The 16,775-nt window shown below is 67.2% G+C and carries 14 protein-coding genes and 1 tRNA gene; 10 read left to right on the top strand and 5 right to left on the bottom strand.

Features of this window, described 5'->3' with window-relative positions:
* Positions 1-33 precede the first annotated feature (33 nt).
* The 5 genes from MKK54_RS13305 (at position 34) to MKK54_RS13325 (ending at position 6,409) form a co-directional block, all read left to right on the top strand.
* On the top strand, positions 34-489 hold the full coding sequence (locus MKK54_RS13305) for a MerR family transcriptional regulator (RefSeq protein WP_244011442.1): 456 nt from the start codon (positions 34-36) through the stop codon (positions 487-489).
* A 162-nt stretch (positions 490-651) separates the two neighbouring features.
* Positions 652-1,086, top strand: a complete 435-nt coding sequence (locus MKK54_RS13310; RefSeq protein ID WP_244011443.1) for a 4-aminobutyrate aminotransferase — start codon at positions 652-654, stop codon at positions 1,084-1,086.
* A 317-nt stretch (positions 1,087-1,403) separates the two neighbouring features.
* Positions 1,404-3,350: a PrkA family serine protein kinase gene (locus MKK54_RS13315; RefSeq protein WP_244011444.1), complete on the top strand. Its 1,947-nt coding sequence runs from the start codon at positions 1,404-1,406 to the stop codon at positions 3,348-3,350.
* 110 nt (positions 3,351-3,460) lie between these two features.
* Entirely contained in the window at positions 3,461-4,762 is a 1,302-nt protein-coding gene (locus tag MKK54_RS13320; protein ID WP_244011445.1) for a YeaH/YhbH family protein, read from the top strand.
* Between the two features lie 72 nt (positions 4,763-4,834).
* Positions 4,835-6,409: a SpoVR family protein gene (locus tag MKK54_RS13325; RefSeq protein WP_244011446.1), complete on the top strand. Its 1,575-nt coding sequence runs from the start codon at positions 4,835-4,837 to the stop codon at positions 6,407-6,409.
* Positions 6,410-6,610: 201 nt separating this feature from the next.
* Here MKK54_RS13325 and MKK54_RS13330 read toward each other — a convergent pair whose 3' ends face one another.
* The 4 genes from MKK54_RS13330 to MKK54_RS13345 form a co-directional block, all read right to left on the bottom strand.
* On the bottom strand, positions 6,611-6,922 hold the full coding sequence (locus tag MKK54_RS13330; RefSeq protein WP_244011447.1) for an ETC complex I subunit: 312 nt from the start codon (positions 6,920-6,922) through the stop codon (positions 6,611-6,613).
* 39 nt (positions 6,923-6,961) lie between these two features.
* Positions 6,962-7,038: transfer RNA gene (locus MKK54_RS13335), tRNA-Pro, on the bottom strand.
* A 399-nt stretch (positions 7,039-7,437) separates the two neighbouring features.
* Positions 7,438-7,689, bottom strand: a complete 252-nt coding sequence (locus MKK54_RS13340; protein ID WP_244011448.1) for a pilus assembly protein PilZ — start codon at positions 7,687-7,689, stop codon at positions 7,438-7,440.
* A gap of 436 nt (positions 7,690-8,125) precedes the next feature.
* The gene (locus MKK54_RS13345) at positions 8,126-8,359 is read right to left on the bottom strand and encodes a hypothetical protein (protein ID WP_244011449.1); all 234 of its coding nucleotides are present in this window, start codon (positions 8,357-8,359) and stop codon (positions 8,126-8,128) included.
* Between the two features lie 210 nt (positions 8,360-8,569).
* On the opposite strand from MKK54_RS13345, the gene MKK54_RS13350 reads away from it, so the two are divergent.
* A complete protein-coding gene (locus MKK54_RS13350) occupies positions 8,570-9,274 on the top strand; it encodes a glutathione binding-like protein (protein ID WP_244011450.1) in 705 nt (234 codons plus the stop codon).
* Between the two features lie 6 nt (positions 9,275-9,280).
* Here the strand turns inward: MKK54_RS13350 and MKK54_RS13355 are convergent, their stop codons facing one another.
* Positions 9,281-10,150, bottom strand: a complete 870-nt coding sequence (locus MKK54_RS13355; protein ID WP_244011451.1) for an MBL fold metallo-hydrolase — start codon at positions 10,148-10,150, stop codon at positions 9,281-9,283.
* 118 nt (positions 10,151-10,268) lie between these two features.
* On the opposite strand from MKK54_RS13355, the gene MKK54_RS13360 reads away from it, so the two are divergent.
* From MKK54_RS13360 to MKK54_RS13375, 4 genes are all read left to right on the top strand, one after another.
* Positions 10,269-11,582, top strand: coding sequence for a glycosyltransferase family 4 protein (locus MKK54_RS13360; protein ID WP_244011452.1), 1,314 nt, complete (start codon positions 10,269-10,271; stop codon positions 11,580-11,582).
* A 77-nt stretch (positions 11,583-11,659) separates the two neighbouring features.
* The gene (locus MKK54_RS13365; protein WP_244011453.1) at positions 11,660-11,983 is read left to right on the top strand and encodes a rhodanese-like domain-containing protein; all 324 of its coding nucleotides are present in this window, start codon (positions 11,660-11,662) and stop codon (positions 11,981-11,983) included.
* Positions 11,984-12,085: 102 nt separating this feature from the next.
* Positions 12,086-13,222 (top strand): efflux RND transporter periplasmic adaptor subunit, encoded by a 1,137-nt coding sequence (locus MKK54_RS13370; protein WP_244011454.1) that lies wholly within the window; start codon positions 12,086-12,088, stop codon positions 13,220-13,222.
* Positions 13,223-13,348: 126 nt separating this feature from the next.
* On the top strand, positions 13,349-16,561 hold the full coding sequence (locus MKK54_RS13375; protein ID WP_244011455.1) for an efflux RND transporter permease subunit: 3,213 nt from the start codon (positions 13,349-13,351) through the stop codon (positions 16,559-16,561).
* Positions 16,562-16,775 lie beyond the last annotated feature (214 nt).

A 16,775-nucleotide genomic window follows, 5' to 3' on the forward strand; every position in this document is an offset into this window, starting at 1 on the left:
CCGGCGCTCGATGGCCCCGCCGGGGAGCCGCGCATGCGCGACACGTCTGAGAAAAGCGCCGGGGCGTTCCGAACCATCAAGGAAGCCGCCGACGAACTCGACGTGCCCCAGCACGTCCTGCGGTTCTGGGAGACGCGGTTCGCTCAGATCCGTCCGGTCAAGCGGGCCGGGGGCCGGCGCTACTACCGGCCGGACGATGTCGACCTCCTGAAGGGCATCAAGCGCCTGCTGCACGGGCAGGGTTACACGATCAAGGGCGCGCAGCGCGTGCTGCGTGAGCGGGGCCTGCGCTTCGTGCAATCCGTCGGGCGTGGAGAGGCGGAGGCCGCCGCGCCCACGCTTCAGGAGACCGAGAGCGGTCTCGAAGGCGGCCCGCATCAGGACGAGGGCCTCGCGGCACACGACCGGGCGGCGCTGGAGGAGGCGTTGCGGGATCTGCTGGAATGCCGCGCGGCGATCACCCGCTTGCGCCTGCCGCCCGAGTCCTGATCACCGACCGATCCGCGCCCGCAGGGCCCCACTGCCCGGATCGGGTCGAGCGCGGCGTTCGCCCACTCGACGGCCGCGCTCGCCATCCCCACATCCGGTGAACACGGGTCACCTCCGCCGCGTCCCGCGCGGAGCGCCCGTCGTCATCGGAGTTCGTCCCGCATGCTGCTCGTCCGTTCCGCCATTCTCCTCAGCGCCGGCCTCCTCCTGGCGGGGCCGGCCCTGGCCCAGACAACGGTCACGCGCAGCGAGAGCGCCACCTCCGGCAAGAGCGTGCGCCTCGCCATCGTGCCGAACCTGAAGAAGGATTGCTCCACCGGCCCGATGCCGGAAATCCGGGTCAGCGGCGCGCCGAAGAACGGCTCGCTGATCACCAAGGTCGGCAAGATCAAGACGCCGGCCAAGTATCGCTGCCCCGGCAAGGAGGCGGCCGTGCAGGCGGTGTTCTACCAGAGCAAGGACGGCTTCACCGGCAGTGACGAGGTGACGGTCGACGTCAAGGATTCGGACGGCAACGTCCAGACCCAGAACATCAAGATCACGGTCGGTTCGGCCAAGACCGATGCGGCGCCGAAGAAGGACGGCACCGACCTGTAAGACTGTCTTCCGCTTAATCGAAGCGAAAGACGGTCTCGCTCAGCCCGCGCGGCCCCTGAGCGAAACCCGGATCCGCGACCCGAAGGGATCGACCGGATTCGGTCTGAAACGCGGCGCGGAGCCTCGGCGCAGCCGCCGGGGCTCTCGCTCCCGAACCCGAATGACAGGCCCGGGCAACAGCCCGGCATGGTGCACTGTGGCACGCATCACACGCCCGAATTTCGTCGTCATCGCGCTGCGACAAAACTGGGCCTGTCAGTTGCATCCAAGGCAAGACAGGATGAAGCTGTCGCTGTCGTGAGGGGATCGGAAAGCCTATGCCGTCGACGAACGACCTGTTCCAGAGTTTCGCCCGTGGCTACGAGGCGCGTCGCGATACGGAGATGAGCCTCTCCGAATTTCTCGAGGCCTGCCGCGACGAACCGCTGATGTATGCCTCCGCGGCCGAGCGCATCCTCGAGGCGATCGGCAAGCCGGAATTCGTTGACACCGCCAAGGACGCACGTCTCGGGCGCGTGTTCATGAACCGGACCATCCGGATCTACCCCGCCTTCGCCGAGTTCTACGGCATGGAAGAGACGATCGAGCGCATCGTCTCGTTCTTCCGCCACGCGGCGCAAGGGTTGGAGGAGCGCAAGCAGATCCTCTACCTGCTCGGACCCGTCGGCGGCGGCAAGTCGTCCCTGGCCGAGCGGCTGAAGGCGCTGATGGAGACGCATCCCATCTACGTGCTGAAGGCCGGCAACGAGGTCTCGCCGGTCTTCGAGAGCCCGCTCGGGCTGTTCGATCCCGAGACGATGGGCGCCGAAATCCAGGAGCGCTATGGCATCCCGAGGCGTCGCCTCACCGGCCTGATGAGTCCCTGGGCCCTGAAGCGCCTCGACGAATTCAACGGCGACATCTCGAAGTTCAAGGTGATCAAGGTCCGTCCGTCGCGCCTGCGCCAGATCGGCATCGCCAAGACCGAGCCCGGCGACGAGAACAACCAGGACATCTCCAGCCTCGTCGGCAAAGTCGACATCCGGCGCCTGGAGACTTTGTCCCAGGCGGACCCGGACGCCTACTCCTATTCGGGGGGCCTCAACCGGGCGAACCAGGGCATTCTCGAATTCGTCGAGATGTTCAAGGCGCCGATCAAGATGCTGCATCCCCTGCTCACCGCGACGCAGGAAGGCAATTACGTCGGCACCGAGAATATCGGCGCGATCCCGTTCACGGGGGTGATCCTGGCCCACTCGAACGAATCCGAGTGGCAGACCTTCAAGACCAACAAGAACAACGAAGCCTTCATCGACCGTATCTACGTCATCAAGGTGCCGTACTGCCTCCGGGTCACCGAGGAGCAGCGCATCTACGAGAAGCTGGTCTCGGGCTCCGAGCTGTCCCATGCCGCCTGCGCCCCCGGCACCCTGGAGATGCTGGCCCGCTTCTCGGTGCTCTCGCGCCTGCGCGAGCACGCCAACTCGAACGCCTTCTCCAAGATGCGCGTCTATGATGGCGAGTCCCTCCGCGAGGTCGACCCCCGCGCCCGCTCGATGCAGGAATACAAGGACACCGCCGGCGTCGACGAGGGCATGGACGGGATCTCGACCCGCTTCGCCTTCAAGGTGATGGCGGCGACCTTCAACCACGACACGACGGAGGTCTCGGCCGATCCCGTCCACCTCATGTACGTGCTGGAGCAGGCCCTGCGGCGCGAGCAGCTCCCGCCGGAGACCGAGAAGCGCTACCTGGAATTCATCAAGACCGAGTTGGCGCCGCGCTACGCGGAGTTCATCGGGCACGAGATCCAGAAGGCCTATCTCGAATCCTACCACGATTACGGCCAGAACCTGTTCGACCGTTACATCGACTATGCGGATGCCTGGATCGAGGATCAGGACTTCAAGGATTCGGAGACGGGCCAGCTCCTGAACCGCGAATTGCTGAACCAGGAACTGACCAAGATCGAGAAGCCGGCCGGCATCGCCAATCCGAAGGATTTCCGGAACGAGGTGGTGAAGTTCGCGCTCCGGTCCCGCGCGCAGCACGGTGGCCGCAATCCATCCTGGACATCCTACGAGAAGTTGCGGGAGGTGATCGAGCGGCGGATGTTCTCTCAGGTGGAGGAATTGCTGCCGGTGATCTCCTTCGGCTCGAAGAAGGACGGCGAGACCGAGAAGAAGCATGGCGAGTTCGTCGACCGGATGGTGGCGCGCGGCTACACCGAGCGGCAGGTCCGCCGGCTGGTCGAGTGGTACATGCGGGTGAAGCAGGCGGGGTAGGGCGTCGCGCGGGCCCTGTCCCACGGGTGAAGGGGCGGCGTACCGGAAACGGTGGCCGCCCCGGCTGGTCGATCCCACATTGGTTCCGAGGGCGAAGGCACAGAGTCCGGATGCACATCGTCGACCGCCGACTGAATCCCGGGGGCAAGAGCCTCGCCAACCGCCAGCGCTTCCTGCGCCGCGTGAAGGACGTGGCCCAGCGCGCCGTGCGGGAATCCGCGCGCGAGAAGGACATCAAGGATCTCGGCAAGGACGGCCGGGTCTCGGTGCCCGTCGACGGCGTGCGCGAGCCGCGTTTCGCGCGCCAGCCGGGCACGGGCCTGCACGACCACATCTTGCCGGGCAACAAGACCTACGTGGAGGGCGACCGCATCGAGCGCCCACCCTCCGGCGGCGGCGGCAAGGGCTCGGGCGAGGGCGGCGAGGGCTCGGAGAACAGCGAGGACGCCTTCCGCTTCGTGCTCACCCGCGACGAGTTCCTCGAACTGTTTCTGGAAGACCTCGAACTGCCCGATCTCGCCAAGCGCCGCCTCTCCGTGGTGGAGACGGAAGGACTGCGCCGGGCCGGCTACACGGTCTCGGGCTCGCCGGCCAACCTCGCGCTGACCCGGACGCTGCGCAACTCGATGTCCCGCCGCATCGCGCTCAAGCGGCCGAAACCCGACGAGATCGCCGCGCTCGAAGCACGGATCGCCGAGACGCCGTCGAGCGACCCCGATCTGCCGGACCTGCTCCTCGCGCTCTCGGGCCTGCGGGAGCGCGCGAAACGCATCCCTTACGTCGACCCCCTCGACCTGCGCTACCGGCGCTTCGAGACCTACCCACGCCCGGTGGCGCAGGCGGTGATGTTCTGCCTCATGGACGTCTCGGGCTCGATGACCGAGCATATGAAGGATCTTGCCAAGCGCTTCTACATCCTGCTGCACATCTTCCTGACCCGGCGCTACCGGCACGTGGAGATCGTCTTCATCCGGCACACCGACAAGGCGACGGAGGTGGACGAGGAGACGTTCTTCGGTTCGCGCGAGACCGGCGGTACCCTGGTGTCCTCGGCACTCGTCGAGATGAAGCGCGTCATCGCCGAGCGCTACGACCCGAACGACTGGAACATCTACGCGGCCCAGGCCTCGGACGGCGACAACGTCTCGAGCGACGGCCCGACCTCCACCGAGCTTCTGCGCGCCCACATCCTGCCGGCCTGCCAGCACTTCGCCTATCTGGAGGTCGGCGACGAGAACGGTCCGCGCGCCGGCTTCGTGGAGCATCGCACCACCCTGTGGCGGACCTACGAGGCCCTGGCGAAGACGGGCGCGCCCATCGCCATGCGCAAGGTCAACCATCGGCGCGACATCTACCCGGTGTTCCGCGAGTTGTTCGGGCGCAAGGATGCGCGGGCGGAAGCCGAGGCGTGAGGCAGACGACCCGCCCTCGTCCCCCGAGGGGCGAGGACGGTGTCACGGACCGCTTGGACGGAAGGACGATCAATGGTCGGCAGCATCATCCGCCCGACGCCCCAGCGGATTTCCGGCGGGCCGTCGCCGCTCTTCACCGGGAACGACTGGGACTTCGACACGATCAAGCGCATCCACGATGCCTGCGAGGCCATCGCGGGGCCGGAACTCGGCCTGTCCTGGTATCCGAACCAGATCGAGATCATCACCGCCGAGCAAATGCTCGACGCCTACGCCTCGATCGGCATGCCACTGTTCTACAAGCACTGGTCGTTCGGCAAGCACTTCGCCCAGCACGAGGCCGGCTACCGGCGCGGCATGATGGGGCTCGCCTACGAGATCGTCATCAATTCGGACCCGTGCATCTCCTACATCATGGAGGAGAACACGGCGACGATGCAGACCCTGGTGATCGCCCACGCCGCCTTCGGCCACAATCACTTCTTCAAGAACAACTATCTGTTCAAGCAATGGACCGACGCCGAGGGCATCCTCGACTATCTCGACTTCGCCAAGGGCTTCATCACGCGCTGCGAGGAGCGCTACGGCCACGCCGCCGTGGAGGCGGTGCTGGACGCGGCCCACGCACTGATGAGCCAGGGCGTCCACCGCTACCCCCGCAAGAAGCGGCCGGACCTGGCCTCGGAGCAGCGGCGCGAGCGTGAGCGCGCCGAGCACGGCGAGCAGATCTACAACGACCTCTGGCGGACGCTGCCGCAGAAGGTGGCCGCCGGCCGGCCGGACGCGGCCATCGAGCGGCGGAAGGCCCTGCTCGAACTCCCGCAGGAGAACATCCTCTATTTCCTGGAGAAGGCCGCCCCCCGCCTGCGGCCCTGGCAGCGCGAGATCCTGCGCATCGTCCGCCTCGTGGCGCAGTACTTCTATCCGCAGCGCCAGACCAAGGTGATGAACGAGGGCTGCGCCACCTACTGCCACTACCGGATCATGAATTCGCTGTCCGAGAAGGGGCTGATCGGCGAGGCGGCCTACCTCGAATTCCTGCAATCGCACACCAACGTGGTTCGCCAGCCGAACTACAACGAGCGCGGCTATAACGGCCACAACCCTTATGCCATCGGGTTCGCCATGATGCAGGACATCGCCCGCATCGTGGAACAGCCGACGGCGGAGGACCGGCAGTGGTTCCCCGAGATCGCCGGCACCGGCGACGCGATGGCGACCCTGCGGGACATCTGGGCCAATTATCGCGACGAGAGCTTCATCGCGCAGTTCCTGTCACCGAAGCTGATGCGCGACATGCGCCTGTTCCACGTGGTCGACGACCCGGACGAACCGGAACTGCGGGTCGAGGCCATCCACGACGAGCGCGGCTATCGCAAGATGCGCCGCTCCTTCGCCCGCCAGTACGACGTCGCCTGGCTCGATCCGGACATCGAGGTGGTGGACGTGGATCTCGAGGGCGACCGGCGCCTCATCGTGCATCACCGCGCCCTCAACCGCATCACCCTGCAGAAGGACGATGCGAAGCGCGTGCTGCAGCACCTCGCCGATCTCTGGGGTTACGACGCGGTGCTGAAGGAGGTCGATCCGGCCACGGGCACCGTGCTGGCGGAGCACCATGCCAGCGCGCGGTCAATCTTCTTTTGAAACCCATCGCCCGAAAGCCGGATTGGCGCCGTGCCGATCCGGCGCTAGCCTGAGGCCATGACGAACGACGACCTGCGCGAATCGCGCGCCGCCCTCATCCTTCTGGCCGTCGCGGTCGGGTCCGTGCTGATCTTCGGCGCGGTCACGATCCTGATCCAGCTCTGACGCACAGAGGTCCCGCGATCCGGGGGAGCCTGCGTGTCAGTGCGTCCAGGGCGCGGTGCGGTTGAACTTGAAATTGTCGGAGTAGGACAGACCCTTGCGCAGGATCGGCTTCTGCGGCTCCTCGACCCGGTAGGACAGACCCGCCCGCGTCGCGTAGGCGATGGCCTCGTCCTTGGTGGCGAACTCGAGGTGAACCTGCTGCAACATGTCGGAGGATCCGGTCCAGCCCATCAGCGGATCGGTCTCACGCGGCGCGGTCTGATCGAATTCCAGCACCCAGGCCTTGGCGCGCGCGGTCCCGGACTGGGTGGGATCCTTGGCGGGCTGGTAGATGCGGGCGCTCGACATCGGGTCGTCCAACTCCAGGGAGCCTTCGGGTGCAGAAGATGGTCGGGGCGATAGGATTCGAACCTACGACCCTCTGGTCCCAAACCAGATGCGCTACCAGACTGCGCTACACCCCGACACGCTTGCGCGTAGAGGGGACGTACGGTTTTGGCGCCCGAATGGCAACCGGCGCCGCGCCGGCTCGCGGCACAAATTCCCGCAATCGGTTCGCACCAGACGCTCGTCCGTTCCGGGCTCGCCATGTCCTGCCGGCCGCCGATCTATCATCGTGGCCGGCCCGCATGAGCGGCGAGACGCGACGGCGGCCTTGCCGACGACCGGCCGCGACCCTAAACGCCATCTGTCCCGGAAATTCGCATTCCCCCGGCCGTGGCGTTGATATCCACGGCGACCAGGGAGCAAAGCCGGTTCGAAAGGATGCCCCATCCTCGAGGCGCGGCAGGACGGCCGCCGGGCTCGGGGAGCATTCCGGTCATTCGGGTGATGACGGGGCACGCGACGGGCGATCTCGCCGATCAGGCGACGAAGGTGATGCCGATCTTGCGTCCGCGGCGCCAGATCACCTTGCAGCGCCGTGGTTTGGCGTAGGCGGTCATCGACAGCGTGAACGCGTCCGGCACCGTCGCGGAGGCCTCCACCTCGATCTGCGCGCCGGTCTCGGACTGGTCCCAGACCAGGCAATCGATCTCGGCGGCGCTTGCACCGGATACGAGCGTCCCGATCCGGAAAGCGTCCGTCCGCCGGGCACCCCGACGATTCTCGTCCACGACATCTCTCCTCGGCCCATCCACAGGTGCAGTTGACAGGCACGACGTTAAAGTTTTCCCGCCTCGTTCGACGAAAGCCGGACGTTTCCTGGCTCCTGAAAGCTGATCGGTACGGGGCGCAGGGCGGGGAACGGACCGGATCATCGCAGATCAGGGTCGGGCGGCAGCCCGGAATAGTGATGTCCTAGACGCGCAGGTCGACCACGCGGTGTTGCGCAGGGGTTTCATCCGACATCCTCCCGGCCACCGTAGCGGGCGGCGGATCGAGATCGACGGTCACGGTTTGCGGCGTGGTTTCGTGACGGCGTGCCGCCTCGTTTCACGCGCCGTGCAGGATTTGGGTGGCGCGAATCACGCCGACCTGATTCAGCGAGACGGTCACCGCATGGCGCGCGAATCCTCCGGATTCGGGTCGGCCGGACCCGCACATTGTCCCTCAGGCCAGGATGTCGAGCACCCTGCGCTCGGACTCGAAGGTGGATTTCAGGATGGCCGTGTTCATCCCGATACTCGCCTTGTCCTGAAGGAGTTGCACGGCGGTGGCCGAGAGATCGACCTGCGTGGCGCCCGGCAGGCTGGTGCCGATCGTCGCGATGCCTTCGGCCGCCGTCGTGTATCGTTGCGTCGCAGCCAAAAGGCCGCTCGTACTCGCCGTGATCGCGCTGATCATCCCGTCACCTCATCTCGTCGCCCGAGGCAAGCACGCCACCCCTGAAGCGAGTCTTGTGCGTTTACGCAGCATTCGAGCGAACGGCCGTCGGACGCCCGCACGGCCGAGCTTGACCCCGAGCGGCCGGGGCACCACGTCGGCCCTCGTCACGGCACGATCCGACGAGCCTTCAGGGCTCGCCCCTTCGCCGCGCGTCCCACGGAGATAGCGATGATCGATCTGTATTACTGGCCGACGCCGAACGGCCACAAAGTCACGATGTTCCTCGAGGAGGCCGGGCTCGCCTACACGATCAAGCCCGTGAACATCGGCAAGGGCGATCAGTTCAAACCCGACTTCCTGACGCTCGCCCCGAACAACCGCATGCCGGCGATCGTCGACCACGCCCCGGCCGGCGGCGGCGCGCCGGTCTCCCTGTTCGAATCGGGCGCCATCCTGCTCTACCTCGCCGAGAAGACCGGACGCTTCATCGCCACGGACATCGCCGGCCGCGCCGAGGTCCTGCAATGGCTGTTCTGGCAGATGGGCGGCCTCGGGCCGATGCTCGGGCAGAACCACCACTTCACTCAGTACGCCCCCGAGAAGGTGCCCTACGCCATCGACCGGTACGTCAAGGAGACGAACCGGCTCTACGGCGTCCTCGATCGGCGGCTCGCCGACCGGCCCTACGTCGCCGGCGCGGCGTACTCGATCGCCGACATGGCGTCCTATCCGTGGATCGTCCCTTACGAGAAGCAGGGCCAGAGGCTGGAAGATTTCCCGAACCTCAAGCGCTGGTTCGAGGACATCGCCGAGCGCCCCGCGACGAAGGCGGCCTATGCCCGTGCGCCGGAGATCAACCCGGATTTCGGCAAGACCATGAGCGAGGACGCCAAGAAGGTGATGTTCGGGCAGACCGCCGCGACGCGCGGCTGAGCGGCCTCAGCGCGTCAGCGTCTCGAGCGGGACGGGGGCGGCGTGCGGGCGCGTCGCCAGCATGCCGTCGATGAGGGCCAGCACCTCGGCCCGGCCGCAATTGGCGGCCGGCTCGAAGGGCGTCCAGGTCTGGGTGAAGTCGAGTTGGGCGAAGACGTCGCGGTAGCGCCGCAACTCGTTGGTGGTCAGCGGCACGCCCCGCACGAAGGCCTTGTGCGCCGAGATGGTTCGGGCACGGCGAAAATCCTCCGGGTCGAGCTCGAACTTCAGGGCGTCGCCGCAGAACACGATCTTCCGCGCGCGGTCGAACAGGATCGCATGACCGTCGAAATGGCCCGCCGTCCGGTGCAGTTCGAGGCCGGGGAGGGGCTCCAGGAAATCGTCGTAGGGCCACGAGACTTGAAGCGCCGCGCTCCAGGCGAAGTCCGCCGCCGGCAGGCAGAGTTCCGGATCGAATCGGTCCTGCAACTGCACGAGCGCGCCATAGGCGTGCGGATGGGAAGCCGACAGGACCCGCATCCCCCCGAGCGCGGCGATGTGCTGGAGCGCGGCCTCGCTGAAGACCGGGCAGGCTTCGAAGCCCATGTTCCCCGCGGGCGTCTGGATCAGGTAGGCGCTCGGGCCGATGCCCGAGACGGGATCGTTCCAGAAGCGCCAGACGCCGGGCTCCAATTCCTCCCAGTGACAGGGGAAGCGGTCTTGCGCCTCGCGCTCGCTCCAGAACCGCCAACCCGCCTGCGGCACCACGTGGCGCGCGTCCAGACACATGGGGCAGGCGGCCGGCGTCTCGAAATGGCGCTGCCAGAAGCCGCAATTGTCACAGGTATAGGCGGGCAGGTCGAGGGCGCCGGCGAAGGGCAGATATCCGGGAGACACTGAGCGTTGCTCGCGTTGGCGGCGCTGGCCGCGGGTAGCCTCGGGCTGAAGCGTGCGCATATAGGCGCGCGGCGAACAGCGGCCATACGGGTCCGCGCCTGAACGCATCCGGAGGATCATGCCCGTCACGTCATCGTCGATCCCGAGCCTCGCCTTCGACCTGACCCGCCTGATCACCCGCCTGCGGCACGCGAGCCCGAGCGGGATCGATCGTGTCGATCTCGCCTATGCCCGCCATGTCCTGGGCCAGGACGGCGCCCGGTTCGGCCTCGTCTCCACCGCCTTCGGCCCCCGGGTGCTCGACAGGGCGGAGGCGGCCCGGATCGTCGAGGCGGTGGCGGCCGGCTGGGTCGAGGATCTCGGTGCCTTGCAGGACCCGGTCTACCGACGCCTCGCGGCCGCCCTCGGGTCCGGCGCGGTCGACGCCGCGTCGTCCTCGGCCCCGCGCCGCAACGGCATGGCGGCCCGGCGGCGGATCCAGGCGCAGACCGCGGCGGCGGTTCTCGCCGCGCACGGACCCGAAATCCTGCCGCCCGGCACGGTCTACCAGCACACGTCCCACCTGCGCCTCGACAGGCCCGAGCGCTTCGACTGGCTCTACGACCGGCGCGACATCCGCCCCGTCTTCTTCGTCCACGACCTCATCCCCATCGATTACCCGGAATACGGACGACCGGGAGAGGCGCACCGGCACCGGGTCCGCATGGAGACCATCGCGCGCCACGCCGCGCACGTCCTGGTCAATTCCAGCGATGTCGGCACGCGCTTCCTGCGCCACTGCGCCTCGCGCGGCTTTACCCCGAGGCCCGTCACGGTGGCGCTGCTCGGCGTGGAGCCCGTCTTCGGTGGCGCGGGACCGTCCTTCAGCCCGACCCGGCCGACCTTCGTGGCCTGCGGCACCATCGAGCCGCGCAAGAACCATCTGGCGCTGCTCCATCTCTGGCGCGATCTCGCCGAGCGGCACGGCCCCGCGACGCCACGCCTCGTCGTCGTCGGGCGGCGCGGATGGGAGGCGGAGAACATCATCGACATGCTGGAGCGCTGTCCCGCCGTCGCGGCGCACGTGACAGAGGTCGGCGGCCTGTCCAGCCACGGCCTCGCGGCGCTGCTGCGGTCCGGCACGGCCCTGCTGATGCCCTCCTTCGCCGAAGGTTACGGCCTGCCGGTGGTGGAGGCGGCCGCCTGCGGCCTGCCCGTCATCGCCTCCGACCTCGCGGTCCACCGGGAGATCGGGCGGGACTTCGCCCATTTCCTCGATCCTCTCGACGGGCCGGGCTGGCGCCGGACGGTGGAGGACCTCTCGGTGCCGGACTCCGCCCTGCGGCATCGACTCGCCGAGCGATCGGCCGTCGCGCTCCTGCCGAACTGGACGGATCACTTCGCCACAGTCGACGAGGTCCTGGCACGGGTCGTTTGCGATCGTGACACCTGACGAATAAGAACAGGCGTCAGCGACCGGTCGGGATCAGGATCGGTTCGCGGGATCGGTTTCGAGCGAGGATTGAGCGGATGAAGGTTGTCGACCTGGACCGGGATGCGATCAAGGCCGGCCTGGCCGACCGCTCGATGCTGGTGATCGACGTGCGGGAGCCGCATGAATTCGCGCAGGGGCACATTCCCGGCGCCGTCACGCATCCGCTCTCGACCTTCGACACGGGCGCCATCGCCGAACTCGTGGCGCGGGACGGCCGCCGGCCCGTCTTCTCCTGCATGTCGGGCGTCCGCTCGGTCCACGCACTTGCGGCGGCACAGAACGCCGGCCTGCCGATCGAGGAGCATTACGCCGGAGGCTTCAAGGATTGGGCCTCGTCCGGCGAGCCCGTCGACGTCTGATGTCGTAAAAGTCCCGACGTTCCAAAGATCATGTGTGGCAGCGCACGACATGTCACGCGCCGGACGTCTAGCTGGCGCATCGTAGGGAACAACCATATGCGCATGCGCTCGATCTTACGTCTTCTCCCGGCCATCGGCCTGCTGGCTGGGACCTTCGCCGGACCGGCCGCGGCGCAGGCCCCCGGCGGTCCGCCGCCGAAGGTGACGACCGCCAAGCCGGTGGTCCGCGAGATCGTCGAGACCGACACCTACACCGGCCGCTTCGACCCGGTGGACATCGTCGATGTCCGTGCCCGCGTCACCGGCTACCTGGAGAAGCTCAACTTCACGGATGGCGCCACGGTGAAGAAGGGCGACCTGCTCTTCGTCATCGACCGCCGTCCCTACAAGGCCGCCCTCGACCAGGCCCAGGCGGCCCTGGTCTCGGCCAAGGCCCGCCTGAACTTCTCGCAGACCGACCTCGACCGCGCCCAGACCCTGAGCAAGTCGGGCAACATCTCCGAACAGGTCACCGACCAGCGCCGGCAGGCCTCGCAGACCGCGCAGGCCGATGTCGACAGCGCCGACGCGCAGCTGCGCCAAGCTCAGCTGAACTACGACTTCACCGAGGTGAAGGCGCCGATCTCCGGCCGCATCAGCCGACGCCTCGTCACGGAGGGCAACATCGTCATCACGGACCAGACCCTGCTGACGACGATCGTCTCCCTCGACCCGATCTATTTCGGCTTCACCGTCGATGAGCGCTCGTTCCTGAAGTACCAGGGCAGCCTCGGCATCGGCATGGGCGAGACTCAGAAGGGCAAGGGCGTGCCGATCCGGATCGCGCTCACCGGCGAGGCCAAGCCGACCCGCAAGGGCACGCTCGACTTCGTCGACAACCGCGTCGACAACGCCACCGGCACGGTGCTGCTGCGCGCCACGGTGGAGAACCCGGACGGCTTCATCAAGCCGGGCCTGTTCGGCGTGGTCTCGCTCCCCGCCACCAAGCCCTACCAGGGCATCCTGCTGCCCGACGAGGCGGTCTCGGCCAACCAGGACAAGCGCATCGTCTACGTCGTCGCCGACGACGGCACCGTCGCCCTGCGCGAGGTCAAGCTCGGACCGAAGGTCGACGGCTACAGGGTGATCCGCGAAGGCCTCAAGGGCGACGAGAACGTCGTGGTCAACGGCGTCAGCCGCGTGCGCCCCGGCGCCAAGGTGACGGCCGAAGCCTCGACCCTGCCGCCCAGCAAGACCTGAGCCGGCCCAGCCCCGACAGACGCCCCGGCCGATCGCGGCCGGGGAGCGGCCACCAGACCGCGGACGAAGAAACGGTGCCGCCTCGGAGCCGCGCGAGCGGGCCGATGGGGGCGAGAGGTTCAAGCGATGCGTTTTGCCCACTTCTTCGTCGATCGGCCGATCTTCGCATCGGTCACCTCGATCATCTTCCTGATCCTCGGCTACGTCGCCTACCTGGCCCTTCCGGTGGCGCAGTACCCCGAGATCGTGCCGCCGACGGTGACGGTGCGCGCGAGCTTCCCCGGCGCCAACGCCGAGACGGTGGCGGCGACGATCGCGACGCCCATCGAGCAGGAGGTCAACGGCGTCGACAACATGCTCTACATGACGTCGCTGTCGACCAACGACGGCAACATGCTGCTGACGGTGACCTTCAAGGTCGGCACCAACCTCGATATCGCGAACGTTCTCGTCCAGAACCGGCTCTCTGTCGCGCAGCCGCGCCTTCCTCCGGACGTGCGCAACCTCGGCGTCACCGTGCGCAAGGCCTCTCCGGACCTGATGCTGGTGGTGCACCTGCTCTCGCCTAACAAAACCTACGACCAGAACTACCTCGCCAACTACATCTACCTGAACGTCCGTGACGAGCTGCTGCGCCTCGACGGCGTCGGCGACATCACGATCTTCGGCGGCAACGAGTATGCCGAGCGCGTCTGGCTCGACCCCAACAAGCTCGCCGCCTACGGCCTGACCACCTCCGACGTCATCACGGCCCTGTCCGAGCAGAACGTGCAGGTCGCGGCCGGCGCGCTGAATTCGCCGCCCGCCGCCACGGGGCAGGCCTTCCAGCTCATCGTGCAATCGCAGGGCCGCTTCCAGAGCCCCGAGGAATTCGCCGACGTCATCGTCAAGGCGTCCGACGGCCGGCTCGTGCGCGTGAAGGACATCGCCCGCGTCGAGATGGGGCAGAAGGACTACACGACGAACTCCTTCCTCAACGACACGCCCGCCATCGGCATCGGCGCCTTCCAGCGTCCGGGCACCAACGCCCTCGATGCCGCCGCCTCGGTGCGGAAGGTGATGGACACCCTCAAGAAGAACTTCCCGCCGGATATCGAGTACCGGATCGCCTACAACCCGACGGAGTTCATCGAGGAATCGATCCAGGAGGTCTACAAGACGCTCTTCGAGGCCGTCGGCCTCGTCGTCATCGTGGTGCTGGTGTTCCTCCAGAGCTGGCGCACGGCCCTGATCCCGGTGATCGCGATCCCGGTCTCGCTGGTCGGCACCTTCGCCGCCATGTCGGCCTTCGGCTTCTCGCTCAACAACCTGACCCTGTTCGGGCTCGTGCTCGCCATCGGCATCGTGGTCGACGACGCCATCGTGGTGGTGGAGAACGTCGAGCGCAACATGGCCGAGGGGCTCTCGCCGGGCGATGCCGCGCACAAGACCATGGACGAGGTCGGCGGCGCCGTAGTCGCCATCGCGCTCGTGCTCTCGGCGGTGTTCATTCCCACCGCCTTCATCCCCGGCATCACCGGGCAGTTCTACAAGCAGTTCGCGCTCACCATCGCGGCCTCGACCATCATCTCGATGTTCAATTCGCTGACGCTGTCGCCTGCGCTCTGCAAGCTTCTCCTGAAGCCCCATCACGAGCACGCCAAGCCGAAATTCTTCCTCTTCCGCTTCGTCGCCTGGCTCGCGGACCTGTTCAACAAGGGCTTCGACTGGCTCTCCCACGCGTATTCGCGGGCGATTTACGGGCTGACGACCTACACGATCGGCCTGATCGCCGTCATGCTGGTCTATGCCGGCATCATCGCGGCGACCCTCCACCTCGCCCGGACGACGCCCACGGGCTTCATTCCCGACCAGGACCAGGGCTATCTCATCGGCGTGGTGCAGCTGCCCTCGGGCGCTTCGCTCGACCGCACCACCGAGGTGGTGAACCGGGCGGCGGCCGCCGCGCGCAAGATCGACGGCGTCACCAACACCGTCATCATCGCGGGCTTCGACGGCGCGACCTTCACCAACACGACGAATTCGGGCGTGATGTTCATCACCCTGTCGGGCGCCAAGGAGCGGGCGGCGCACGGCCGCTCCGCCGCCGTGATCACCGGCGACGTCATCAAGGCCACCTCCGACATCCAGGAGGCGCGCGTCATCGTGATTCCGCCGCCGCCGGTGCGTGGTCTCGGCCAGGGCGGCGGCTTCAAGATGCAGATCGAGAGCCGGCAGAGTTCGGCCATCGGCCCGCTGCTCGCGGCGGTCGGCGAGGTGCTGGGCAAGGCCAACCAGAGCAACGACGTGCAGCGGGTGTTCACCACCTTCGGCAACGACACGCCGCAGCTCTACCTCGACATCGACCGGACGGTGGCGCGGATGCTCAACGTCCCGCTCTCCAACGTCTTCTCGACCGTGCAGACGGCTCTGGGCGGCGCCTACGTCAACGACTTCAACACCCTGGGCCGCATCTACCAGGTCCGCGTGCAGGGCGACGCGCCGTTTCGCGTGTCCAAGCAGGACATCGAGCAGTTGAAGGTCCGCTCCTCCACCGGCGCCCTGGTGCCGATGGGAACGCTGGCCACGATCCGGGAGATCACCGGTCCGCAGATCGTCCAGCGCTTCAACCTGTACTACTCCGTCCCCGTTCAGGGTACGGCGAAGCCCGGCATCTCCACGGGTCAGGCGCTGGACGCCATGGAGGCCATCGCCAAGGACGCGCTGCCGGACGGCTACGCCTACGACTGGACCGAGATCGCGTTCCAGCAGAAGGCGGCGGGCAACACCGCGATCTACGTGTTCGCGCTCGGCGTGCTGCTCGTCTTCCTCGTGCTCGCCGCGCAGTACGAATCCTGGGCGCTGCCGCTGGCGATCCTCCTCGTGGTGCCGACCGGTGTGCTCGCCGCCCTGTTCGGCGTGCAGCTCCGGGGGCAGGACAACAACATCCTGACCCAGATCGGCCTGATCGTGCTCATCGGTCTGGCGGCCAAGAACGCCATCCTGATCGTGGAATTCGCGCACCAGTTGGAGGAAACCGAACGGAAGGGCCCCGTCGCCGCCGCGGTCGAAGCCTGCCGCCTGCGCCTGCGCCCGATCCTCATGACGGCCTTCGCCTTCATCCTCGGCACCGTGCCGCTCGTGATCGCCACCGGCCCCGGCGCCGAGATGCGTCAGGCGCTGGGCACCGCCGTCTGCTTCGGCATGATCGGCGCGACCCTGTTCGGCCTGTTCCTGACGCCGGTCTTCTACGTGGTGATCCGGAATTTCCTGATCTGGCTCGCCAGGAAGCGCGGCAAGGACCCGCACAACACCACGCCGGACAAGCACGATCCGCACGCGGAGCCCGCCCGCGCCTGACGACCCCAAAGCCCGGACGCGGAGACCGCGCCCGGGCTTCACGTTTCAAGGGTTGCGCCCCGCAAGCCGGAAAGCCAAAGCCCTCTCAGACACAAACAGACCCTTCTCCCCTGGGGACGACCCGGTCCGGTTCGGACCGATCTGGTTTCGTGCAGTCCGATCCCCTCTGAGCCGGCAAAGCCTACGGGAGACTTCCGGGACGGTTTTGCCATTA

Origin of the sequence: Methylobacterium sp. J-068 (assembly GCF_022829445.1) — a bacterium.
In the GTDB taxonomy this organism is placed as follows: Bacteria; Pseudomonadota; Alphaproteobacteria; order Rhizobiales; family Beijerinckiaceae; genus Methylobacterium.